The 23,842-nt window shown below is 43.5% G+C and carries 21 protein-coding genes, 1 pseudogene and 1 riboswitch; of the genes and pseudogenes, 3 read left to right on the forward strand and 19 right to left on the reverse strand.

All coding sequences use genetic code 11. The features are described 5' to 3' along the window. Positions 1-13: 13 nt before the first annotated feature. The 6 genes and pseudogenes from murC to N0M92_RS09365 form a co-directional block, all read right to left on the reverse strand. The gene (gene murC, locus N0M92_RS09340) at positions 14-1,318 is read right to left on the reverse strand and encodes a UDP-N-acetylmuramate--L-alanine ligase (protein WP_260285459.1); all 1,305 of its coding nucleotides are present in this window, start codon (positions 1,316-1,318) and stop codon (positions 14-16) included. A 286-nt stretch (positions 1,319-1,604) separates the two neighbouring features. Then, on the reverse strand, positions 1,605-4,445 hold the full coding sequence (locus N0M92_RS09345; RefSeq protein ID WP_449581448.1) for a DNA translocase FtsK: 2,841 nt from the start codon (positions 4,443-4,445) through the stop codon (positions 1,605-1,607). 429 nt (positions 4,446-4,874) lie between these two features. Then, positions 4,875-6,057: pseudogene (locus N0M92_RS09350) on the reverse strand (amidohydrolase). A gap of 225 nt (positions 6,058-6,282) precedes the next feature. Next, positions 6,283-6,386, reverse strand: a riboswitch (glycine riboswitch). Positions 6,387-6,542: 156 nt separating this feature from the next. Beyond that, the gene (locus N0M92_RS09355) at positions 6,543-7,349 is read right to left on the reverse strand and encodes a DUF1444 domain-containing protein (RefSeq protein WP_260285460.1); all 807 of its coding nucleotides are present in this window, start codon (positions 7,347-7,349) and stop codon (positions 6,543-6,545) included. A gap of 50 nt (positions 7,350-7,399) precedes the next feature. Next, on the reverse strand, positions 7,400-7,711 hold the full coding sequence (locus N0M92_RS09360) for a thioredoxin family protein (protein WP_260285461.1): 312 nt from the start codon (positions 7,709-7,711) through the stop codon (positions 7,400-7,402). Between the two features lie 110 nt (positions 7,712-7,821). Continuing rightward, the gene (locus N0M92_RS09365; RefSeq protein ID WP_260285462.1) at positions 7,822-8,328 is read right to left on the reverse strand and encodes a hypothetical protein; all 507 of its coding nucleotides are present in this window, start codon (positions 8,326-8,328) and stop codon (positions 7,822-7,824) included. A gap of 123 nt (positions 8,329-8,451) precedes the next feature. Between N0M92_RS09365 and N0M92_RS09370 the strand changes: the two genes are divergently transcribed. After that, entirely contained in the window at positions 8,452-8,901 is a 450-nt protein-coding gene (locus N0M92_RS09370; protein WP_260285463.1) for a YtoQ family protein, read from the forward strand. A gap of 108 nt (positions 8,902-9,009) precedes the next feature. Here the strand turns inward: N0M92_RS09370 and N0M92_RS09375 are convergent, their stop codons facing one another. From N0M92_RS09375 to N0M92_RS09385, 3 genes are all read right to left on the reverse strand, one after another. Beyond that, the gene (locus tag N0M92_RS09375) at positions 9,010-9,879 is read right to left on the reverse strand and encodes an AraC family transcriptional regulator (protein WP_260285464.1); all 870 of its coding nucleotides are present in this window, start codon (positions 9,877-9,879) and stop codon (positions 9,010-9,012) included. A gap of 118 nt (positions 9,880-9,997) precedes the next feature. Beyond that, positions 9,998-10,519 carry a DUF84 family protein gene (locus N0M92_RS09380; RefSeq protein ID WP_260285465.1) on the reverse strand — a complete coding sequence of 174 codons (522 nt, stop codon included), beginning with the start codon at positions 10,517-10,519 and terminating at the stop codon, positions 9,998-10,000. Positions 10,520-10,602: 83 nt separating this feature from the next. After that, positions 10,603-11,676: a M42 family metallopeptidase gene (locus N0M92_RS09385; RefSeq protein WP_260285466.1), complete on the reverse strand. Its 1,074-nt coding sequence runs from the start codon at positions 11,674-11,676 to the stop codon at positions 10,603-10,605. A gap of 177 nt (positions 11,677-11,853) precedes the next feature. On the opposite strand from N0M92_RS09385, the gene N0M92_RS09390 reads away from it, so the two are divergent. After that, positions 11,854-12,171, forward strand: coding sequence for a PepSY domain-containing protein (locus N0M92_RS09390; RefSeq protein ID WP_260285467.1), 318 nt, complete (start codon positions 11,854-11,856; stop codon positions 12,169-12,171). A gap of 50 nt (positions 12,172-12,221) precedes the next feature. Here N0M92_RS09390 and N0M92_RS09395 read toward each other — a convergent pair whose 3' ends face one another. Then, complete coding sequence (locus N0M92_RS09395) at positions 12,222-13,067, reverse strand: YtnP family quorum-quenching lactonase (RefSeq protein ID WP_260285468.1); 846 nt, start codon at positions 13,065-13,067, stop codon at positions 12,222-12,224. A 141-nt stretch (positions 13,068-13,208) separates the two neighbouring features. After that, on the reverse strand, positions 13,209-13,847 hold the full coding sequence (trmB, locus tag N0M92_RS09400) for a tRNA (guanosine(46)-N7)-methyltransferase TrmB (RefSeq protein WP_192206097.1): 639 nt from the start codon (positions 13,845-13,847) through the stop codon (positions 13,209-13,211). A 241-nt stretch (positions 13,848-14,088) separates the two neighbouring features. On the opposite strand from trmB, the gene N0M92_RS09405 reads away from it, so the two are divergent. After that, complete coding sequence (locus tag N0M92_RS09405) at positions 14,089-14,364, forward strand: YtzH-like family protein (protein WP_260285469.1); 276 nt, start codon at positions 14,089-14,091, stop codon at positions 14,362-14,364. Here the strand turns inward: N0M92_RS09405 and N0M92_RS09410 are convergent, their stop codons facing one another. From N0M92_RS09410 to N0M92_RS09445, 8 genes are all read right to left on the reverse strand, one after another. Beyond that, positions 14,365-15,147, reverse strand: coding sequence for a phosphotransferase family protein (locus N0M92_RS09410; RefSeq protein WP_063232868.1), 783 nt, complete (start codon positions 15,145-15,147; stop codon positions 14,365-14,367). A 292-nt stretch (positions 15,148-15,439) separates the two neighbouring features. Continuing rightward, a complete protein-coding gene (locus N0M92_RS09415) occupies positions 15,440-16,471 on the reverse strand; it encodes a diacylglycerol/lipid kinase family protein (protein ID WP_260285470.1) in 1,032 nt (343 codons plus the stop codon). Beyond that, entirely contained in the window at positions 16,383-17,390 is a 1,008-nt protein-coding gene (locus N0M92_RS09420) for an NERD domain-containing protein (protein ID WP_260285471.1), read from the reverse strand. Before N0M92_RS09420 ends, N0M92_RS09415 begins: the two co-directional genes overlap by 89 nt. Positions 17,391-17,411: 21 nt before the next feature. Further along, positions 17,412-17,969: an RNA 2',3'-cyclic phosphodiesterase gene (thpR, locus tag N0M92_RS09425; RefSeq protein WP_260285596.1), complete on the reverse strand. Its 558-nt coding sequence runs from the start codon at positions 17,967-17,969 to the stop codon at positions 17,412-17,414. A gap of 206 nt (positions 17,970-18,175) precedes the next feature. Then, positions 18,176-19,414: an Nramp family divalent metal transporter gene (locus N0M92_RS09430; RefSeq protein ID WP_192206101.1), complete on the reverse strand. Its 1,239-nt coding sequence runs from the start codon at positions 19,412-19,414 to the stop codon at positions 18,176-18,178. A 214-nt stretch (positions 19,415-19,628) separates the two neighbouring features. Beyond that, the gene (gene dat, locus N0M92_RS09435; RefSeq protein WP_260285472.1) at positions 19,629-20,483 is read right to left on the reverse strand and encodes a D-amino-acid transaminase; all 855 of its coding nucleotides are present in this window, start codon (positions 20,481-20,483) and stop codon (positions 19,629-19,631) included. A 21-nt stretch (positions 20,484-20,504) separates the two neighbouring features. Beyond that, entirely contained in the window at positions 20,505-21,917 is a 1,413-nt protein-coding gene (gene pepV / locus N0M92_RS09440; protein WP_260285473.1) for a dipeptidase PepV, read from the reverse strand. Between the two features lie 382 nt (positions 21,918-22,299). Then, positions 22,300-23,637, reverse strand: coding sequence for an MATE family efflux transporter (locus N0M92_RS09445; protein WP_260285474.1), 1,338 nt, complete (start codon positions 23,635-23,637; stop codon positions 22,300-22,302). Positions 23,638-23,842: the final 205 nt, after the last annotated feature.

Raw genomic sequence — 23,842 nt, forward strand, 5'->3', positions numbered from 1 at the left:
ATGGTCGTTTTTTTTATTTTACCTGCAGTGAATGCTCGTAGGCTGCCTGGAACTTTTGAATGTCCCCCGCACCCATGAATAACACGACACTGTTTTCATGATGTTGCAATTTTGATGTTGTGTTCTCCGTAATCAGCTCGGCACCGGGAATCTTATCTTGAAGGTCTTCAATTGATAACTTCCCTTGATGTTCACGAGCAGATCCAAAAATTTCACATAAGTATACTTTGTCGGCCAAATTCAAGCTGTCGGCGAATTCATCCAGGAATGCCTGCGTTCTCGAGAAAGTATGTGGCTGGAATACTGCAACAACTTCACGCTCTGGATATTTCTGACGAGCCGAGTCGACAGTTGCAAAGATCTCGGTCGGATGGTGTGCATAATCATCAATGATGATCTGACTTCCGATTTCCTTTTCGGAGAACCGGCGTTTAACTCCGCCAAAAGTCCGCAATTGGGCTTTCACAGCTTCCGTATCCAAGTTTTCATATTTACAAAGTGCAATGACACCAAGTGCATTCAATACATTATGCTTTCCAAAAGTAGGAATAGTGAATGTATCATAGTAATTGTTCCTTACATGCACATCAAAAGTCGTGCCATCCGGAGTGACGGAAACATTTTTCGCTTGAAAATCATTTCCTTCTGCAAATCCGTAAAAAATAACCGGTACTTTCGCCTGAATATGTGGTAAATGCTCATCATCCCCGCACGCAATGATGCCTTTGTTGACTTGAAGGGCCATCGTTTGGAAAGCCTCGAACACGTCTTCGACATTGGCGTAATAATCAGGATGATCAAAATCGATATTCGTCATGATTGCATAATCCGGATAATAGGAAAGGAAATGACGGCGATATTCACATGCTTCGAATACGAAGTAATCAGAATTCACGATTCCTTTACCCGTTCCATCCCCAATTAAGAAGGATGTCGGTTTAGCGCCTCCCATTACATGGGCAAGCAAGCCGGTCGTCGATGTTTTACCATGCGCTCCCGTAACGGCCACGCTAATGAAATTTTTCATGAAATCACCTAGGAAGCGGTGATAACGGATAATCGGCAAATCAAGTTCTTTTGCCTTCACGATTTCCGGATGACTATCCGGAAACGCATTTCCTGCAATGATTGTCATTCCAGGTTGAATATTTTCCTCGTTAAAAGGAAGGATTTTAATCCCGGCTTTTTCTAATGCCAATTGTGTAAAAAATTCTTTTTCGTAATCGGAACCCTGCACTTCAATATTCATATCATGCAGTATTTGTGCAAGAGCACTCATACCCGATCCTTTAATTCCCACAAAATGGTAAGCAGTCATAAAGCGAACCTCCACCAATCGTCTACCTGTATGACAGTATATGACGTCATCTTTTATTTGTTTTTTCCATTACGAGACTTGTTAGTAACGCAATTTCTTAATAGGTTTTTCAAGCTCTTATTTTTAATCATTCATCAACAAAAAACTATTATATCACTTTTTTATTCATTCATCCATGTCAGGCAGATGCCAATTTATCAAATCATTGGTTTTTCCCTCAATTAAGGTGATAAAAAAGGGTTTTCACCCTTTCACATTATATTCAATTTCCTTTTATTAGGTTCTCTTAATTAACATGTAAAAATTCCAGTTCTTCTTCCGTAATCAATACATCCCTGGGCCTTGAGCCCCTGGATTCGGAAACGACTCCCCGTTGCTCCATCATTTCTATTAGACGCGCTGCACGGTTATAGCCGACACGGAAGCGCCTTTGGACACTCGATGCAGATGCAGCCTGCTGGCTCACGACAAATTCACATGCCTCGAAAAACAGTTCATCCGCTTCTTCCGTGACCTCGGCCCTGTTCAGCAAGTCTTCCTGTTCAAACAGATACTTCGGCTGCTGTTCAAGTTTTACGTGGTTGACGACTTGATCGATTTCTTCATCGCTCACAAAAGTCCCTTGCAGGCGCACCGTTTTCGATGAGCCGTTTTCGGCGAATAACATATCTCCTCTTCCCAATAATTTTTCTGCACCGCCGCTATCGATGATTGTACGGGAGTCGACTTGTGAAGATACTGAAAAAGCGATCCTCGTCGGGATATTTGCCTTGATCAATCCCGTTATGACATCGACTGAAGGTCTTTGAGTGGCTACAATCAAATGAATGCCGCAGGCACGGGCCTTTTGCGCAATCCGGCAAATCGCTTCCTCTACATCAGCCGGGGACATCATCATTAGATCCGCAAGCTCATCGATGATCACCAGGATATAAGGCAGCTTGCTTGAATATTGACCGGCTTTTTCCGCTTGGTCATTAAAGCGGGTGATATCACGCACACCAGCATGTACAAACAATTCATAACGCCGTTCCATCTCTTCTACAGCCCATTTCAACGCAGCCGTAGCGGCTTTTACATCGGTTATGACTGGACTGACCAAATGCGGGATCCGGTTATAAGGGGCGAGCTCGACCATTTTCGGATCAATCAAGAGTAATTTCAACTCCTGCGGCGTCGCTTTATACAGCAAGCTGACCAGCATCGTGTTGATACAGACACTTTTCCCCGATCCCGTTTGCCCGGCTATCAATCCATGCGGCATCTTTCTCAAATCCGTGATGATCGGCTGACCGGATATATCGAGTCCTAAAGCGACAGCAAGCGGTGATTCATGCTCTTGAAACTCAGTACTTTCCAAAACCTCACGCAAAAATACCGGTTTGCTTTTCCTGTTCGGAATCTCGATGCCAATTGTATGTTTACCGGGAATGGGCGCTTCCATCCGCATATCCTGAGCAGCAAGGCTCAATTTGATGTCATCCATCAGGTTCGTCACCTTATTCACCTTCACTCCCGGTTCCGGATGCACCTCGAAACGAGTTACTGCCGGTCCTTGAGTGACATTGACGACCTTTGCACGGACATTGAAATTTTTCAATGTCTCATCAAGTAATAAAGTCTGTTCCTCGAGCCACTCATCATCATGTACAGCATAAGTGGGAGGTGTCAGCAATTCGATATTCGGGAACACATAATATGGATTATCCTCCGCTTCCACGGAGCCATAAACTGCCGGGGTATCGTCCTGGCCACTTTCTGCTGCCGCCTCAGTATAAACTGCTTCTTGATACCCATTTCCAGAAAGGGATTCCTGCTCCAAGAGCGGCCTAGTGACCGAACTGGAACCCATATTGGATTCAACTGTAATTTCAGGCTCGGCGGCGGTTTCCGAACCAGCCTTCGTGTCCAAAAAGGTTGGTTTAATGATCGGAGTCCCCTCTTTCGGCATAACTCTGCCCTCCTCCTGTTTCCGTTCAGGAATGGCGGATGGTTTCGCTTGTACTGCCTCCGTTTCAGCAGCATCATTCATTGGTCGCTTATCAGGTGAAGCTACTGCCCTTTCCGAATTAAGGCTTTTTTTTTCCGGCATCATCTTATCCATGAAGCTGTTTTTTTCCCGGTCTTGCTTAAGCATCATCACATTGAATGGGATATGTTTTTTCGGACGTTTAGGCTGCCCTTCAGGTGTTGCCTCTGATGGATCTTCAGGCAGTGTCCCTTGACTGACGGATGGTTGATTTGATTGTGCAGCAACCTCCTCCGGAACCGATATAGCTTCAGGCGGTGTGTCATCGGCCTGTTCGATGATGGATACAGCGACTTCGCGTCCAAAATCGACCTGGTCCTGTTCAATGGTCTCTTTTTCCACCGCAGGCTCAACTATGTCAGGCTCGCCTACTGCTTCTTCTGGCAGTGACTCTATGGAATTCCTGCGAAAGAAAGCGGGTATCTCCGAATCTTCCCTTTTTTCTTCCGCTTTTTCCGATATAAGAACGGATGGCTCTATCGTCATTTCCTCATGTGACACTTCTTTGGGAATTTCAGGGATCGATACCGGAATCTCGATATCAGCCCTTTCTTTTTTTAGGCTGCGCATTTTGCTTTCTAATTCATATTCGACAATTTCTTCAGATGGGACTATTTTTTTTTCCGGACGACGGAACCCATATATGGGTGAAGGGATTTCCGTTGGGCGGAATGGAGTATTTGACGGGACTATTTTTGAGGTTTCCTCCCGGTCGAAGCTTCTCCGTTTCGGTTCACTATCCCTTACAGGCCTTTTCGTTGTTTCTTTGGTCACATTTTTCCCCTGTTTGGGTTCATTTTCTTCCCTGTTCCTTTCCCTAGGCTTTCTTTTATTCTGCTCCCGGTCTGGAATGAGCGGAAACTTGAACTGTCCTTTTGGATATTGAAACAGGATTTTCGTATCCGGGTCTGGCGTCTGGGACATTTTTTCCACTTTTTGATTGTAAACTTTTATTTCTTCTTTCTTTGACTTCGGAAGCTTTGAAAAATCCATTTTCTTTAATGTCTCTTCATCAAGCGGCTCATCTATAATTATTTCTTCGATTTCAATAATTTCCTCTGCTTGGAACCATTTTTTCATCTTATTTAGCCATTTCAAAACTATCACTCTTTCTACATCTGTAGTTATGTAACTAATTCTACCAGTTATTTTAAAAATATCGAGAAAATTTAAGCTGAATTGGGATTGGCATCTATTTTTTTATCGCATTCCTGCTAACTTTACGAAGTTCGCAGAACTCCTATCCTATTAAACCCCTTCTGGAATGAGTTTAAACCTATCAATTGCGAATGAACATTAGCCCCTAGTCTACTATTTAAATAAAACACCGCTGTTAAATCGCGTTTACAAAGAGATTAAGTTTTCGTGCAGCCTTGGAAGCAGACTGGCCAATTCATTGCAACATCCTTCATGATACCGCCGGCGGCATTCAAATACATGCCGCAACCCATAAAACACCGTTCGTTAATACCGAACGGTGTTTTGTGGGTTTCTGCGTTTTTTTTTGCAAACAAAGACCAAAGAAGACTATTTCCATTCATAAAAACTGCATACAACCTGCGCCACTGATTTGGAGGCGATCAAAAGGGCATCTTCATCAATGTCGAATTTAGGATGGTGATTGAAATAGGCCTTTTCCACCCCTTTCGGTTTACAGCCAATGTAAAAGAAGCAGCCAGGAATCTTTTCTGCATAATACGAAAAATCTTCCGAACCTGAGAAAACCGGAAATTCCACAACATTCTTAACATCTTTGTCATTCATGCTTTCCAGGCTATTTTTCACGAATCCAGTCAGTTCAGGGTCATTATATAACGGAGGATAATCGGGCACATATGTAAGCTCGCACTGAACATCAAATTCCGTTTCTATCCCTTTAACGATCCGGTGGATTTCCTTATCGATCAGCTGCTGGGTCTCTGCCGTCATATAACGGACATCCCCTTCAATTTCTATACGATCTTTAATGACATTAAAGCTTCCCTTTCCATCGAAGGAGCCGATTGTGACTACTCCCATATCAAAAGGGTTCAAGCGGCGGCTGATTACGGTTTGTACGGCTGTCACGAAATGGGCGCCTGCCACAATCATTAGCCATATGCGGGGAGGAACCATGGCCGCCCACACCCTTTATGGCTAATTTGAAATAGGTCCGTCCAGCCATCGAATAGCCGCTGCGATACCCGACGACCCCTGCTGGATGCGAGGGGAATAAATGAATTCCAAAGACAGCGTCCAGTTCATCCAAAACCCCCGATTCCATGATGCTCTTTGCTCCACCAGGAGGTGTTTCTTCTGCATGTTGATGAATTATTTTGATCGTACCTGATAGGGAATCCTTCAGCTCAATGATGCAGTCTGCCAGTACCAATAAATAAGCGGTATGCCCATCGTGTCCGCAGGCATGCATGACACCTTCATTTTTTGAACGGAACGGGACCTCCGCTTCTTCTGTAATCGGCAGTGCATCGAAATCGGCACGGAGACCAATCGTTTTCCCTGGTTTCCCGCCTTCGATCGTCACGATGATCCCTAATCCATTTCCTGCATTCGTTTGAATCGATACATCTTTCCCGTTATAAAAATCAATGATATATTTTGCCGTTTTCTCTTCTTTGAAGGATAGCTCCGGATTCTCGTGTAAATGACGGCGGATTTGAACCATTTCCTCTTTACGGGCTTCCAGCATGTTCATTAATTTGCTTTTCACATTCACGATTATTCTCCCCCATTATTTTAAGTTGATTGGCATATTAGTAGGTTCCATGTTCGCTGCAAACCTTTTGTATGCATAATGCCCAATTAAAAAAGGACAGAGAAGGGTTGCGCAAACCTGCCGCTCCCTTCTCTGTCCTTTCACCTGAGAATTCAACTCCATTTTGGTCGTGGAGATTTCCCCGTTGACGGCACACTTCCTGCGCGCTGTCCAGAGTTGCGTCCAGCTGCGGTTCCATTTACCTGAGAGATTTGCTCCAAGGGATATTTTTGGAACTTGCTCCCCCGGCGGCTCAATGCTTTGCACTTTCCCACAACGTTCATACGCTCGTTCTATCGTTTTATTCTGTATTTTCAAAATATTACAATTTAATTATCGCCGATAAAAAAATAAATATCAACTCTAAGGGTCATAAACTCTATTAAACTTTAAAAGGACCGATGTCAGATGCTGACACGGTCCTTTTATGATTCAATATATCATTGTTCACGCTTTTTGTTTTTACCCATAATGAAGATGGGCTCCAACTCATTTTCTTCGTAAAGAAATGATAGAGCCGTTATCGGAACATGCCCGCTGGCAAAGAAGCTCATCGCCATTTGAGCAAGAATATCATAGCCCGTATCATTCTTCACATCGGCAATGATGATGACATCCTGATGGGGAATGGCAACAGCCATGGTTCCCTCGACCTTGTCCTTCATTTCCCGAAGCCATGAATCATTCAGGATCCTGCTGGCATCATACCCATCATTCGTGTTCAAAAAATAAAATGCATTACCTGCAACGATATCCGACTTCATTTCAGTGGAAAGGGAACGGGCATTGAAAAGGGCAATTTCACGGATCCTGTCACCCTGCCAATTTTCCCGTTGAATCATCTTTTCATCTATAAGACGGTAGGTTTTCCCTAAATCAAGGGCATAAAAAATCCGGGTTTCAGCCGTATGCTCATCGAATAAAAATGGATTTCCTTCTTCCGATTCCATTGGAAAGGAGGTCGAGCGGATGACTGGGAAAATGAATTTCTCCTTGCCTTCCATGCTGTGTACTCCCCCCATCACATTCAGGGCCTCTTCCACGTAATAGATAATTTCATCGATGGCCTTTTCCTGTACGTTTTCATAGTTAGCAAGTACAGGAGGCAACTCGATGGTGATCCCCTTCCCGGTCTTCACATTTTCCACCCGTAACGTATCTTGCTTGCTATCGAATTTGAATGTGCGATTTTCATCTTTTAAACGTTCTTTCAGGATATTTTTCAGCTTCGTGCTGTCCATTTTCATGACTGACCCTCCTCTTCATTGAAAAATCCCCAGCGAGAAGGGGAAATTAATTATAGTGATTGAATGAATTCCTCAATTTGTTCTTGCGTTTTGCGATCCTTGCTCACGAATCTGCCTAACTCTACACCATTATCATACGCGATGAAACTTGGTATGCCGAATACATCATTCGCCGCACACACATCGATGAATTCATCACGGTCCACATGAATGAATGTAAAGTCAGGAAATTTCGTTTCAATCTCCGGCATGATCGGTTCGATTACACGGCAATCCCCGCACCATGTCGCTGAAAAAAGAAAGATATGTTTGCCTTCATTTTTCAATGCATCATATTGCTCAACGGTTTGTAAATTTTCCATTTGAATATTCCTCCTGCTCTAAATGACACCATAGTTTTTATAATCCCATCATACCAGACTCTCCAGAAATCAACCATTAATACGGATCGGTTGAACGGCCGTGATAAAGCTTATTTCTGGGGCACGGATGAAACGATTTCCATCATTTGTTTTGCATCGGTTTTTAATTGGTCTTTATCCGTTTCGGTTGTCAGCTTCACCCCGCCGATCCCCACTGCAAGCTCATACTTTTCTTTCGGTATCTCTTTGACCGAAATAAAGCCGAATTTATCATCGGTTTGGAAAGAATGCAGCATTACATTTTGATCACCTTGTTCTTTTATCGCCAAATATAACACGGAGCTGTCTTCTTTTTCATTTGGATTGACAAATAATATATAAATCTTATCATCTTTTTGTAAAATCAAATTATTATCATGTTCTTCCACTACTTTAAAATCCTTTGGCAGATAAACCTGAATTAGCCCCGCCACTTGATTGGGCTGTTTTTCATCGTCACGAAAAGCCACTTCAGCAGCCTTCATTGCCTTTTCGGTTTGTCTCTCAATGCCTGAGCAGCCCGCGATCAAACTGCTTATCAACAGGAAAACAAGGATATTCTTATTCGATAAAGCCATCGTCATTCCTCCAGCCGTCTCTTTTACTACCTTATGGATAATATTATCCTTATTTATGGAATTCATCCATTTTCTAAAAAACATGGTACAATGAAAGCAATTTTAATACCGAGGAGGAAAACAATGAAGTTAACCGTGTATCTTGCTGGGGAGATCCATTCGAATTGGAGAAGTGAGCTGAGAGATAAGGCCGCTGCACTGAAGCTCCCTTTAGAATTTGTAGGCCCGATGGAAAATCATGAACGCTCCGATGATATCGGTGAAGATATCCTCGGGGAACAGCCGAATCCCATCCTGAAGGATGCGGCAGCTTCCCAAATCAATAATTTACGGACAGCTCTTTTGATGAAAAAAGCTGATCTTGTTGTCGCTCTATTTGGCGAGAAATATAAACAGTGGAATACCGCCATGGACGCAAGCACCGCCATCTCCCTGGGTAAACCGCTTATTTTGATTCGTCCGGAATCCCATCATCATGCCTTAAAGGAATTATCGGAAAAGGCGAGTGTCACGGTAGAATCCGTCAATCAAGCGATGAAAGTGCTTTCTTATATTTTTGAAGAAGGGCTGTAAAACTCCCTGCCCCTTCACTGCTCAGCTCAAGTATGAATGTTTGATCATTATAAAGAAATGAAAAAAAGCTTGCAGGGCCTCCCCTGCAAGCGAAAAGAATTTTTTAACTTATCCCTTTTTTATGGGAATCCAAATTTCAGAGTAATAGTCAGGGTTTGAAGCGTCGTCATTCGCGTATACTTCCAATTCTGGAGTTCCGGCATGTTCATAACCGCTGGTAGGGAACCATTCGGAAAAAATTCGTTTCCAAGCTTGTTGGATGGCATCAGGCATAGGTCCGTGAACTTCGAAAGCAACCCACTTGGAAGCCGGTATCGTAAGGGTTGAAAACTCTTCAGGCACTTTCCCGGCATACTCTGCTCCTATCCAATAATCCATCGTTTCATTTTTTTCCACAGTCCGCTTATCGACACATACACCAATCAAGCCTTCTATTTGGCCATTGTTCAACTTAGCTAACCTATTACCTGTTCCATCCGCATTCACTTTCTCCCACAACTTTGGAATCCCGATTAAATTCTCTTCATTAACCAAGGAAAACTCCTGCTTGATTCCAATCAATTGAAAGGAATCCCTTTCAAGGATATTGTATTTCATCGGTTTTGCCCCTTTCAGAATCACCTGTATCACCAGGCGTTCATAGAATTTCAGTTTCCCCATATACTTTCGGGCTTCGCTTGGAGATACCCCATGCTGCCTTCGAAAAGCTTTCGAGAATGCCTCGGGGGTGTCATAGCCATACTTGTAGGCTAAATCAATGACCTTGCCATTTGTTGATGAAATCTCCTGGGCCGCTAAGGTCAGTCTTCGACGACGAATATAGTCACCAATGGTTATATCCGTTAAAATGGTGAAAGTCCGTTGAAAATGAAAAGCTGAGGCATTCGCCTGCCTGGAAATGCTCTCGATCGTCAGGTCCTCCAATAAGTTCTCCTCGATATATTCGATGGCTTTTTGGATTGATTCAACCCACCCCATTTCGTTCCCCCCTTGTTACTATACTAGCAAGGCCGCTCAATAAAATCCTGTCCGTTCCTGCTTTGTTTTGGCAGTATTCGTTTTCATCATTCGAAACCCGCTTTTCCATGACGGGGATTCAAAAATCCTGTTTTTTCTTTTTCAGCTTATACTCGTGTTGACCGGCAAGCATCCTCATGATATGAAGGAACATGGCCCCCCTGGTGATTCGCTCATTTGTAAATACGCCGATCGCTCCTTCCTTTTTGCTAATATTCTCTTGCCTTGTGAAGGCGTCCATCACCGGGCCCAACTCTTCACCGTCCAGCAGCTTCTCAGCAACAATTCCCGGAATTGGGATTCTCGCTCCGGCAGCTACAAAGACCTCACCATCCCTTGTTGCCATTGCACCCCAATTACACAAAAACAGGGCTTGTCCCATTTTCACGACACCGCCTTCAAGCCCGATGCCCATTTCGGCATCACTGTGAATCAAGCAGTTCCTGGCACGTGTCATTGCCCCCTCCATCGTTTCCTCGTCTGAAAAAGGCTGTTCCGGGACCCCGCTCTCCACTTGAAGCGAAATGATTTCTGCATCTTCATATACACCAAGCACGGCACTTACTTTCGCCGGATTCTTACTGCCTACTGCTATTTTCAATATAATTACCTTCCTTCTATGTAAAAAAAAAGCTGATGGAAAAGGATACATGACAGCATCCCTTTCCATTTCAGCTTCCACCATCAACCGTTATTAATCAAGGTCTCGAATGTCGTTTTATCACAGGAACGAACCAATTTCCCAATCAGTTCACGTGCAGCGGCATAATCATCAATATGAATCATGGATGCATGTGTATGAATATAGCGGGAACAAATGCCAATCACCCCGCTTGGAATGCCTTCGTTTGCAATATGGACTTGCCCTGCATCCGTGCCGCCTTGAGATACGAAATATTGATATGGAATCTCATTCGACTCGGCCGTATCAAGGATGAATTCCCTCATGCCGCGATGAGTGACCATCGAACGATCGAAAATGCGGAGCAGTGCCCCTTTTCCTAGCTGGCCAAATTCATTCTTACTGCCGGACATATCATTCGCCGGACTTGCATCCAAAGCGAAGAAAAGATCCGGTTTGATCATATGAGCTGCAGTTTGCGCACCCCTTAATCCAACTTCCTCCTGGACGGTTGCCCCGGAATATAAGATATTCGGTAACGTTTCACCTTTTAAATCCTTTAACAATTCTATCGCAAGTCCGCAGCCGTAACGATTATCCCACGCTTTTGCGAGGATTTTCTTCTCATTGGCCATGGGAGTGAATGGACAAATCGGTACAATCTGCTGACCTGGCTTTATACCGATCCTCTTCGCATCTTCCTTATCATCCGCACCGATATCAATTAGCATATTTTTGATATCCATTGGTTTTGAGCGTTGCGATTCATCAAGCAAATGGGGCGGAATCGAACCGATGACACCAATGACCGGACCGTTATCGGTTATGATCTCGACTCTTTGGGCCAATAGCACTTGACTCCACCAGCCTCCCAAAGTCTGAAAGCGGACCATCCCGTTTTCTGTTACGGAGGTGACCATGAATCCCACTTCATCCATGTGTCCGGCAACTAGTACAGTCGGCCCATCCTCATCGCCTCTTTTTACGCCAAATATACCGCCAAGGCGATCCTGGACGATTTCATCCGAATACTTTTCCAGCTCCCTCTTCATGAAACTCCGAACTGCATGTTCATTTCCCGAGGCTCCCGGTAATTCCGTCAATGTTTTAAAAAGCTCCAAAGTCTCATGATTCATTTTTCTACCCCTAACTTATGTATTGTTTCTTACTATTTTACAGAACTTAGCATCGTGATACACTAGAAAGTTCTAATTTATCAGTTAATGGGTAAAATTTCAAATTATTAGTCAAATAAAGCGTTCTTCTGTATACTGGAAGAAGCGATTTTAATAAATGCAATGGAGGAGAAATCAATGAATTGGAAAACGTTTTTATTAGGTACTGCAGCCGGGTTTGCTGCTGGCTATGCGACAAAACAGCTATTGGATCAATCAAGTAAACCTTCTCCCGATAAAGTCTTGGCCCAAGTGAAGGAAACGGTCAAAAAGGATGGAAATATTTATGGCTCATGGATTTTGATGAAGCCGGAGAGCTATACAAAAAATGACTTGGACTATGAAGTGTACAAAGGCGGGATCACCAGAAACACAGAGGGTAAACGCGAGCAATTCGAATTTGTTGCAGATGCCTCAACAGGAACGATATTGGAGCTTAATACGCAAAATGATTGAAACAACAACAGGAGGGCCGTCAAAATGACGTCCTCCTTTTGCTTTCCCTCTTATCGCTTCCGTTTCAATTCGGCTATTATTTCCTTACCCGTTACATCCCATTTGATGGCACAGTATTGGGCATCATGGTAAAAGCTATACCAGGACCCATTTTCCAGTCCGGATTTCATCCACTTTTCCTTTGCTTCAATGGAAGTCATGGGATAATCGTCATAAGCGAGGACCCAGAGGACATTCGCATGCGCGTGCGTCGGCATGATATCTGCCATGTGAATCAGTCTATCCCCACCATCCTCAATGATGATGATCGCATGACCATCACTATGCCCACCGGTATGGATCATTTTAATGCCGTCCGTAATTTCCTGCTCACCTTCAAAAGGGCGTACAAGAGAAGCGACAGCCTCCCAGTTTTCTGTCCAATATGTACTTTTTGAACGAATATTCGGGTTTTTCATTTCCACCCATTCAGTTTGGGTCGTAATGATTTCTGCCCGCTCGAAAACAGGCACCAAAGTTTCACCTTCACGTTTCGTCAAACCGCAGGCATGGTCGAAATGTAGATGGGTCATTAAAATGTAATCGATATCATTTGGCTGAATCCCAAGTCTGCCAAGATCTTCGACAAGATTGGATTCCTCCGTCACCCCAAAATTCCGCTTCTGCTTGTCATTCAGCTTTCCATTGCCGATACCGGAATCTATAAGCATGTTCAATCCATTGGCCTGCACCAAAATCGGATCCGTGCGTAACTCGATTTGGTTATTTTCGTTAACAGGATACTTCTTGGCCCAAAGCGGTTTCGGCACAACACCAAACATCGCACCGCCATCCAAGTGAGTCACACCGCCATTCAACCATGTTAATTTAATTTCCCCTATTTGCATCGTTTCCATTTTACCCCTCCTCTCCCTTTATTTTAACACCCACCTCCATATATTGAAATCGATAACAATCAAGTCATCCTCCTGAACGGAATACACCGCATGTACAAAAAAAAACCAGATGCTGTGCACCTGGTTGGTTTCTGATGATGATTATTGGAACATTGCTTCCAATCTGTATATCCGGTTGCCTTTACTCGAGAACTTTTCTTCATATTCAGTCATGATGTTGCCTTCAAAACTGCTATTGTGAAGATCAAGGCTTACATATTTCAAAAGCATGCCATACTCGGAAATACTTTTCAAGGAAGATTCGAATAACCCTTGGTTATCCGTCTTGAAGTGGATCTCGCCTTTGTCTGGAAGGATGCCTTCATATACTTCAAGGAAGGTCTTATACGTTAACCGACGTTTTGCATGACGTGATTTCGGCCATGGATCAGAGAAATTCAAGTAGACGCGGTCCACGTCTCCTTTTGCAAAATAGTCCCCTAAGTTTGCAGCGTCAACATTCAACAGCTTTAAATTTGGAACATCCGCTTCAATCAGCAAATCCAAAGCAGCTACAATGACGCTTCCATATACTTCAATTCCAATGAAATTCACATCAGGATGGGCTTTTGCCATTTCTGTGATGAAACGGCCTTTTCCCGTACCCACTTCAATATATAACGGATTATCGTTACCGAAAACTTCATGCCATTTACCTTTATGGCTCACTGGCTGATGAATTACATATTGTGGAAAATCATTCAAACGGTCTTCAGCCCAAGGTTTATTTCTTAAACGCATGATGACACCCCTATTTATAATATAATCGTTCAAACCATAACACGAGTGCATGGATTCCTGCAAGTTGATTTTTTCAGGAAACACACACTGAACAAATAAAAAAACTGCCGGCCATCCAGGCGACAGTCTCTGTAGTTTTCATGTATAAAACTTTCAGCAAAACACACCATAAATAAGTGAAGGGCAGGCGAGAACCACCTGGAAATCCCTTGAACCATATTTAAAAAAGGAGAGGTATTATATGCCGCTTTCCCATGAACATCAAATGTCACTATTAAAAGATATATTGACCAACCATCAAACAGACTGCTGCGGATCCGTTTCTGAATGTGAACAGGTTGAAAGGCTCGTCAAATCCCTAATGATCAATATGGAAATTGACAGCAATGTGAAACCGATACTGACGGAGATTTACGAATACAGTCAAACAGGCATCGGTACCGCCGATTTAGATGCACATATTTCAACCCACCAGAACGACCTGTCCCAGTGGGTGGATGATATCGATCAATTCTGATCAGCCAACCATCAATAATGCTTCCAGCTTTTGCAGTAATTCATTTCTTTCCTCGTAACGCTTTCTTCGATGATGCCATTGGATGGAAAGCACAAGTTGTGAAACCGTGTGCCATTTCATCCTCATCTCCAGGCCTGCGTCAAGCTTCTTGCCATAACGGGCAAGCCATTGATTCCATTCTTCCCTTGGGACATAAGAATACAGGAGTATGCCGAGGTCAATGGCCGGATCGCCAATGACCGCTCCATCCCAATCAATCAGGAACAACCCGTCGGTTTCGGTCATGAGCCAATTATTATGGTTCACATCACAATGACAGACGACTTTTTCGTCGCATTCAATCAACAGGAGATTATTCTGTAAAAAATGGATGGCCTGCTTGATAATCGGAATATCCGTAACATCCGAAGATAACCCGGTTTCTATGTCTGTAAGTATACTTTCAGGTCGTAAAGGGGATTTCCCAAGCCTTTTGAGCATGCTTAACAAAGGATCGGATTGATGAATTTTTTGAAGCAGCTTTGCGACTCTTATATTGTTCATTTCCTGCTGAGATAGCTCCCTGCCTTCCATCCAATGCTGGGCCGTAATTACATCCCCATTTTCCAGGCGTTTTGTCCACATTAACTTTGGAACAATGCCCTCAGCCGAAAGAACAGCTAAAAATGGCGATGAATTTCGTTTAAGGAAGAGCTTCTGCCCCTCTTTCTCGGCAATAAAGGCTTCCCCCGTAGCTCCTCCGGCAGGGGATATATCCCACTCCTGACCTAATAAATGTTCCAACTGGTTCACCTTCGATTTCCTCGCTTAATCATACAAATGTGGGTACGTTCACCTAGTGTATGTATTACCACTACTTTGAGTCCATGTTTTATAAAAAATCCGCCTGTTGGCGAAGCTGCATATATACTTGCATCGGGATGATACCCGCAATTAAAAACATCCTCATTTTAGAGAAATAAAAAAATAGCTATTGAGCAATTAAACAATAGCCATAAATTAAATTTTAGTTGAAAAACGGTTTCTTCGTCAAGTACTATAAAACGATTATACGCATAAAACAAAAACAAATAAATCATTTCATATTTTTGTATGGGTTATCATCCTTGAACATGACGCGGATTTTCTCTTTCAGAACCACTGCAGCTACTTCATGCGTACCAACAATTTCCCCATCAGACTGGATTTTTACTGACCCTTGATTCTTCATTTTTATTATTTTACCGGAAAAAGAATCAACATTTTTCATGTTTAGGTGACCGCCCCAAAAAACGGTGATGAAGACGGTCAATAATTTCAACAAAGTAATATCATGGACCGCAATCACGTTCAACCTGTCATCATCCAGCTTCGACATCGGTGAAATTTTCATCCCACCGCCAAAGTAGGGCTGGTTCGCAATAACAATGAACCAAACCTTTTTCAAAAGATGCCGGTCCCCATCAATGATCAATTCCATGCAGCTGGGCTTATAAGTAAATATCTTTTTTATAAAAATGAACAGATAAATTAATTTACCCGCCCTGACAAAATTAAACCATTTTTTAAGAGCGGAACGATCTGCTTCATCGGAAATTTCTGCATCAATGCCCATTCCCAGGCTGTTCACGAAATAACCCGCCTTGCCATTCGTCTCGAACCGTCCAATATCAATGGCACGGAAGGCATTACCCTGAAATAAAGAAAGAGCTTCTTCCACACTCTCCGTTTTTTGAATGCCCCTTACATAATCATTGCCGGATCCAGCCGCAATGGAGCCGATGATAGCGTGAGGGAAATCAATGGCTCCATTTATCATTTCATTAATCGTGCCATCCCCCCCGACAGCAATCACCCGGGTATCCTGATTCGTCCCTGATAGAATTTCCCTCGTCAATCTTAGCGCATGCCCCTTTTCACGTGTAAAGAAAACCTCATGGGGAACAGCTTTTGATTTCAATATTCCCTCGGCTTTATTCCAAATCTTCAAACTCTCTTCATTTCCAGCCACTGGATTGACAATGAAATATACCGTTTCATTAAGGCGCGGCATGCTCATTTCCTTCTGCTTGGTTATAATCGGCTTCCCATTCAGGTCGCAGGCTGGATGTAGTTTGGCAATATTCAAGCAATGCCTGTGCCCCTTTTAACTGATGTGCCTTAAGAGGGGACGATATAGCCCGCATCCTTTCAAACCATTCCGGGAAGGTCCGTTTATCCAACATCGTAATATCATAAGGTGCTTCGGGACAATCGACATATCCATTCCGGGATAAAACCACCTTTTTAATCGGCATGTTCACTTCATATAGCTCAAATAACTGGGAGACGATGTTCGTCATCCGATTTGCACCCAACAATGGGTTAAGCACTTTTTTATCTGGATGCTTATGATGCCTCCGGACCCAGAACCGTTCACTCGAACCGATGAAAGCAGCGTCTTCTTCCGCTTCCAGAAAAGTGATGCACCAAGCATCAACAGGGGTCAATAAAATGACTTCGACTTCAACGGGCGCATTTTTCAATAGAAAGATAGGTTTATATAATACAAGAAACGTATCCGGAAAACGCTGCAGAAAAAAGCGGAGCCTTTCATCCAAAAAGAATGATTGGTCCACAAATGACTTTTCACGAAGCGTCGAACTCCCCCATTTCATTTGAAAACGGAGCAATTGATTTAAAAAATTTTGCTTTAATTCATCCAGGCTGGCCGGTCGGAACGGAAACCTTAATGAAAAAACATTAGTATCTTCAATCTGGTTCGGTATTAGCAGTTCTTCTGCCTCTGCCTCCTGTTTAACTGTCCGGTGGAATATGCCTTTCACCTTTTTAATCAGGCCCTTTGACTCTTCCTGAGGCGGATCAAATTTGACCTGTGTTTCACTTTCAGTATGCTCGCTATACAACCGATCCAGCTCGCCTGCATTATAAGCAGCCTTCAATTTATCCCATTGCTGTTTTTTCAACCGTGCAAATTGTGTTGGATAATGATAAATATCCTGCTCATACCGGGAAATATAATCCTGCATCTTTATGAGCTGTGCCATTCGACCACCACCCATTTCTCTCTATTTTTGAAGGTTTATCGTGAAAATCTTTTCATATGAAGGGGAAGCTCCAAGATGTGTTTGATATAACGCAACCTGAACTGCTTCAAAATGCTTATCCTCCAAATTCGCTATCTGGCGAACGCTCTCCAACGAAAAGGGACTATCCCCCTCGAATTTTCTTGCCAGCGTAATATGAGGCTTAAACGGCTTTTTATCAAGTTCAAAACCCGCTTCGATACAAGAATTATAGACTTTCCTTTGAATGGCAAAAAGCCGTTCTTGCTGCTTGACGCCTGCCCATAGAATCCTTGGGCTCTCACTCTTGCCAAAACCGCCGATATCGCCGAGTTCCATGCCGAATGAGGCCTCGTTGGCAAGCTCGTTTTCCACACGCCTCAAAGCATCCTTTTTCAATGTATCGGGAGCATTGCCCAAAAATGCCATCGTAATATGATAATCGGCTGGATGCAGCCATTTCTTAAATGGAAAGTCTTGCTTAAGTTGTTCCGTAACAGCATTTAAATAAGCCTTAATATCATCAGGCAATACTAAAGCAAAGAAAAAATGAGTATTCATGGTCACTTACATTCCTTCCTGTTTTCCCTTTAATTTTACCATAATTCCCATTCATATACCTTTTCCTGGGCATCCTATTGAATATTCACTCCATCAGGAAAATCCCCAATCTACCATACTATGAACGAAAGGGCGCATAAAACGAAAAATACAGAAAAAAAAACAAAAAAGGACCAAAAAATCGGTCCTTCCTGACAATTTTTCTTTTAGCTGAACAGTGTTTCGTAAAGCAGGAACAAGTTCAGTCCAATGATTAGTACAGCTATAAGCCAAGCGACGCTCGAGGTGATTTTATGGTTGACCAGGCGGCCCATGATTTTTTCATTGCTTGTAAACATGATCAATGGCACTAAGGCAAACGCGATGCCAAACGAGAGTACAATTTGGCTCATCACAAGTGCTTTGGATGGGTTCACTCCCCATAATATTATGAGCAGGGGCGGAACAGTGGTAATGACCCTTCTTAAATAAATCGGTATATGCCTTTTAATGAATCCTTGCATGACTACATCACCTGTCATTACACCAACGGATGAGCTGGATAAACCGGCAAATAATAATCCTATTCCAAAGAGCATCGCGACTGATGGTCCAAGTATCGCACCGAATTGTTGATAGGCAACATCCAAGTCCTCTACAAGTATTCCATTCTTATGGAATAGGGCAGCTGAAACTATGACCATGGCGGCATTGATCGCGCCTGCAATCAACATGGCGATGACAATGTCAATTAGCTCAAAACGATAAATCCTTTTTCTTTCCAAATCGTTTTTTCCGACTATTCTTCTTTGAGTCAAAGAAGAATGAAGGTAGATCGCATGTGGCATAACGGTGGCTCCAAGCATACCGGCCGATAGCAAAATACTGTCCACTCCCTCGAACTTTGGAGTGAAAAGTCCTAAAACAACGGCAGAAGTGTCAGGTTTTGCATAAAAAACTTGAGCGCCAAATGCTATCACAACGACAAATATCATGACCGTGATCAGAGCTTCGAAAGTTCGATAACCTCTGCGCTGGAATTCCAGAATGGCAAAGGAACCAATTGCTGCAATTATTGCCGATGTGATAAGCGGTAAGTCAAATAGCAAATAAATCCCTAGTGCAGCTCCTATGAATTCAGCTAGGTCGGTTGCCATTATAACGGCTTCGGCCTGAATCCATAATAAGAAAGATGTTTTTTTCGAAAACTTTTCCCTGCATAGCTCTGGAAGGTTCTTTCCAGTGGCTATTCCCAATTTAGCTGATAGTGATTGGATTAGCACAGCCATTAAATTGGATGCGAAAATCACCCATAATAACGTATAGCCATATTTTGATCCGGCAGTAATATTGGTCGCATAATTCCCTGGATCAATATAGGCCACAGCCGCTATAAAGGCAGGCCCTAGATAAGGAAGCAGATTTTTTATTCCTCTCGAAGAAGATTGATGCAACACATCGGACATATCTATGTCAACTCCTTTTTACACGCAACTCAAATTGTTGCGACAGGTAAACTTTTTAGGTTATTAGCAAGTATATTCCTGGTTTCTGAAAATGTCAAAAAGGGAGGATTGCATAAAGATTTAATTAACGTAAACGGGGATTCGGTGATGGCCATCTGCTTCCGGCTACACAGAGTAAAAACCCCTTTGCCACCAGTGGCAAAGGGGTTTTTATTTATTTAACGGAACCGCATTGCTTCTCGATTTCCCCGGAAAACAGTTTCTGCAGTCTTTTGGTTATCGGACCGGGTTCCCCGGCTGCAATCGATTGGCCATCGATATTAATAATTGGTGTCACTTCAACGCTTGTGCTTGTATAAAGGACTTCGTCGGCTGCCATCATGTCCTCGACGGTGAAGGCTTCCTCGACATATGGAATCCCATGATCAGCGCAAAGTTTCAGCATCACCTGACGCGTAATTCCATTCAGGATCAAGTTTGTGGCCGGATGCGTTTTAAGTAGTCCATCCACCACGATTGAGACATTTGACGAACTTCCCTCCGTCACCGTACCATCACGATGCTGGATGGCTTCATCACAGCCGGCTTCTACCGCTTGCTGTTTAGCCATTATATTACCCAGTAGATTTAAACTCTTGATATTACAGCGCATCCAGCGTATATCGTCGGTGGTAACAGCCTTGACCCCTAGTTTGATTTTCCCTGTATAAGGCATTTCCTTGGTATAGGCAACAAAGACCGGTTCCACCTCTACAGTCGGAAATGAGTGTGTACGCGGAGATACGCCCCTTGTCAGCTGCATATAGACGATACCGTCCCTCAGTTGATCTTCAGCAATCAGCTCTTCCATGCGGGCTTTGATTTCCGCTGCAGTGAAGGGAACCTTCATCTGTATCAACTTCGCACTGTCCATCAGCCGGTTCAAATGCATATCCCCCGCAAATAATTCGCCATTATAAACCCGGATGACTTCATAGACGCCATCTCCGAATTGATATCCCCTGTCTTCAATATCTAGCTTTACTTCGGACCTGCTTTTAAGGTCGCCGTTAAAAATGATTTTCCCCATGTCTTACTCCCTCTTTGCCTCTTATTTAGCCAATTCTTGAATGGCACGTGCATAAATGGACGTAGCCTTAAGCATATCTTCAATATCAATATATTCATCTTTCTGATGCGCAATGTCTTCGCTGCCAGGGAAAAGCGGGCCAAATGCAACGCCTTCTTTCAATGAACGCGCGTATGTGCCGCCGCCAATCGAAAGAAGTTCAGCTTCATCACCTGTCTCCGCTTTATAAACTTCCTGCAACGTCTTAATCAAGAAGCTATCACTGTCCACATAATGTGGAGTTGAATGCGAATTGGTCTTCACTTTCAAATTATATGCCGCAAGTCTTTCTTCCAATGCCTCTTTTTGCTGTTCCCATTCAAACGTCACAGGATAACGCATGCTGAAACCAATCGAGCTGTCACCTTGTTTGGAATAATTGAAAACGCCGGCATTGACCGTCAATTCTCCTGTTTGCTCATCTGAATAAGCCACACCTAAATTATTTCCGCGGGAATCTTCAAACAAACGATCCTTTATGAAAGTGAAGTAGGCTTTCGCATGCGGATCAAGAGTAAGATCAGCTAAAAATACAGCTAAATGCAGACCTGCATTCTTGCCATTTTTCGGTTCCATCGCGTGTGCCGAGACACCTTTCATTTCAAGCAGTACTTGATTTTTCTGCGGAACGGCCTGGCCCCCCAATGAGTATTTTTGCAAATAATCCTGATAGTTTGCCGCCACTTCAGCAGGGTTGGCCGCTTCCACAATGGCCGTAGCAAAATCCGGTACCATATTCGTCCTTCGACCTGAAGAAAATTCCATAACATTCACTTCAGAATTCGTGCCATTTCCTGCATCGGCAGGGTGTATAACCGAGAAATCCCAGATTCCTTTTTCCGCACTGATGATCGGGAAGTCAGCATCTGGTGCGAAGCCGATCGAGGGCATTTCCTCCACTTCAAAGTAACGGTCAACGCAGCGCCAGTTCGATTCTTCATCGGTTCCAATGATCATCCTCACACGTTTGTTCAAGGGTTCTCCCAGTTCCCGGACCAGCTTCATCGCATGATAAGCAGCCATCGTCGGCCCTTTATCATCGATTGCCCCGCGAGCATATATGCGGCCATTGCGGATTTCAGCGCCGAACGGATCCGAACTCCAGCCATCTCCCTCAGGTACCACGTCGACATGGCATAATATCCCGATTAACTCCTCGCCTTCACCCATTTCGATATGGCCAGCGACATTATCGACATTTTTAACAGTAAAACCGTCTTTTTCGCCCAATTGGAGCATGAAATCAAGCGCTTCCTTCACCCCTTTACCGAATGGGGCCTCCTCTGTCGGATGTTCTTCATCCAGTACACTTTTTATTTTCAATAAGTTTTGTGTATCCAGTAATAAGTCCATTTTCCGTTTTTCAACTTCTTCTCGCCAATTCAATTCACTCAAAATACGACAACTCCTCTTTTATATATATTTTTCATTTTATCACTTTTACTACCTGATTCGCCAAGCGTTGCTACCTATTCTTCGTATTCCCGTATTATCGCCAACATCAAACTACCGATAAAATTCCCTGCATTTTCAAAAAAACACCCTCTTTTATTAAGGCTGTTTTCGCATACTTTGTTGCTATTCACCAAGTAATGCGGTGTGGTTGATTTCCCCTCCATTGCTCGCTTTCCGCGGGGCGGGCGGTGAGCCTCCTCGGCCTGAACGCCTGTGAGGTCTCACCTGTCCCGCTGCTCCCGCAGGGGTCTCGCACTTCCGCTCCAATCAACCTTAAATCGTTTTGTTTTAAAAATAACAATCTTTACGAAAAGAGCTTTTATTAAAAAGAAGATGATTTCATTAGACTATCGGCATCCATAAGCTTTGTTACTTTTCGGTTCAGCCTTGGGATGTATAGAGCTAAAAAAACGGACCGTCCTAAACTGAAAGCCAGGAATGCAAGCCATAATCCATGATTGCCATGATTGCTGACCGCTGTGAATTGGACAAGTAGAAAAGCCAATAATGCAAGGAGCATTGAATTCCTTACTGGAACGGCTTCTGTCGCCCCGGTAAACACTCCATAAAAAATGAGTCCGATAAAGGCACTGAATGGGAATAGGACTATCCAAAGTCCATATTCATGGGCCAGTTCGATGACGCCGGGAATGTCCGTGAAAAGGAGAATGACCTTATCACTGAACAGGTAGTAAGATGCGGCAAGTATGACCGAGGCATACAAGCCCCACTGTGCCGAAAGTGAGAGTGTTTTTTTATAAAGGTTTATATCTCTCGAACCAATCGCCTTCCCTACCAGAAGACTCGACGCGTTCGCGAAGCCATCAAAACAATAGGCCATCAGGTAATGGATTTGAATGAGTACGGCATTGGCCGCCAGTGTCTCTGTCCCGAAAGTGGCTCCCTTGGCCGTAAAAAGATTGAAAACCGTGATCAGGCAAATGGTCCTGATGAATAAATCCCTGTTGACCACCATCATTTTTTTGAGGGAAGCCCGATCGAACCCCTCCCGGAATGAAAACGAATCCGGTACGTTAACCGCTTTCCTGATCACCCACAAGCCCAGCAAAAAAGCGGAAATCTCTGATATCAATGAAGCGGCAGCAACCCCTGATACAGACCATGAAAAGCCATTTACAAAAACGAGGCATAAGACAATATTGATCACGTTCATGAAAACTTGAATGAACAAAGATGTTTTTATCCTGGATTTCCCGATTAACCAGCCTAAGATGACATAGTTCAATAATGCAAAAGGCGCACCCCATATCCGGATGCCGAAATAATCTGCGGCAAAGGCGGAAACGTCCGATTCAGGACCGATTGCGCCTAACGAGATATTCAAAATGGGTTTTTGAATCACGATAAAAAGCAGGCCGATAATCGCTGCAATGAAAAAAGGCCGAATCAAGGCCATCAGGCTTTGCTTTTCATCCCGTGCCCCCTCCGCTTGTGCAGCGAAGGCAGATGTACTGACCCGTAGAAAACCAAAAAGCCAATACATCGTATTAAAAATAATGGTTCCGACAGCCACCCCGCCAATATAAGCGGGATCACTCAACTTTCCAACCACAGCCGTATCGACCGCACCGAGCAAGGGCGTACTCATCGTCGAAATCGTAAGCGGGATGGCCAAGGAAAGATACGCTCTGTTATTCATATAATGATGACCTCCTATGTACATGAAAATTCCGAAAAGTTAGAATTGGAATGACGTTATAAAAAATTGTATTTAAAGTACAAAAAGATTGCAGTATTCAATTTTAATTACTAGAATTGAATATATGGTGCTCCCCGGTATGCATGAGATGCCTCTACAAGATTACTTGTGAATCATTTCAAATAGAACGGGTAAAGCTATTTAG

Source organism: Peribacillus aracenensis (assembly GCF_025175645.1).
Classification (GTDB): Bacteria; Bacillota; Bacilli; order Bacillales; family DSM-1321; genus Peribacillus; species Peribacillus aracenensis.

Excerpts from the sequence above, each read along its gene's own strand:
- N0M92_RS09375 (WP_260285464.1), bottom strand. The coding sequence starts at position 9,879 with ATGGGGTGGGTTGAATCAATCCAAAAAGCCATCGAATATATCGAGGAG.
- thpR (WP_260285596.1), bottom strand. The coding sequence starts at position 17,969 with ATGAATACTCATTTTTTCTTTGCTTTAGTATTGCCTGATGATATTAAG.
- N0M92_RS09370 (WP_260285463.1), top strand. The coding sequence starts at position 8,452 with ATGAAGTTAACCGTGTATCTTGCTGGGGAGATCCATTCGAATTGGAGA.
- N0M92_RS09355 (WP_260285460.1), bottom strand. The coding sequence starts at position 7,349 with ATGAAAATGGACAGCACGAAGCTGAAAAATATCCTGAAAGAACGTTTA.
- N0M92_RS09405 (WP_260285469.1), top strand. The coding sequence starts at position 14,089 with ATGCCGCTTTCCCATGAACATCAAATGTCACTATTAAAAGATATATTG.
- murC (WP_260285459.1), bottom strand. The coding sequence starts at position 1,318 with ATGACTGCTTACCATTTTGTGGGAATTAAAGGATCGGGTATGAGTGCT.
- N0M92_RS09360 (WP_260285461.1), bottom strand. The coding sequence starts at position 7,711 with ATGGAAAATTTACAAACCGTTGAGCAATATGATGCATTGAAAAATGAA.
- N0M92_RS09395 (WP_260285468.1), bottom strand. The coding sequence starts at position 13,067 with ATGGAAACGATGCAAATAGGGGAAATTAAATTAACATGGTTGAATGGC.
- N0M92_RS09445 (WP_260285474.1), bottom strand. The coding sequence starts at position 23,637 with ATGAATAACAGAGCGTATCTTTCCTTGGCCATCCCGCTTACGATTTCG.
- dat (WP_260285472.1), bottom strand. The coding sequence starts at position 20,483 with ATGGGGAAAATCATTTTTAACGGCGACCTTAAAAGCAGGTCCGAAGTA.
- N0M92_RS09390 (WP_260285467.1), top strand. The coding sequence starts at position 11,854 with ATGAATTGGAAAACGTTTTTATTAGGTACTGCAGCCGGGTTTGCTGCT.
- N0M92_RS09385 (WP_260285466.1), bottom strand. The coding sequence starts at position 11,676 with ATGAATCATGAGACTTTGGAGCTTTTTAAAACATTGACGGAATTACCG.
- N0M92_RS09420 (WP_260285471.1), bottom strand. The coding sequence starts at position 17,390 with ATGGCACAGCTCATAAAGATGCAGGATTATATTTCCCGGTATGAGCAG.
- N0M92_RS09430 (WP_192206101.1), bottom strand. The coding sequence starts at position 19,414 with ATGTCCGATGTGTTGCATCAATCTTCTTCGAGAGGAATAAAAAATCTG.
- trmB (WP_192206097.1), bottom strand. The coding sequence starts at position 13,847 with ATGCGTTTAAGAAATAAACCTTGGGCTGAAGACCGTTTGAATGATTTT.
- N0M92_RS09365 (WP_260285462.1), bottom strand. The coding sequence starts at position 8,328 with ATGGCTTTATCGAATAAGAATATCCTTGTTTTCCTGTTGATAAGCAGT.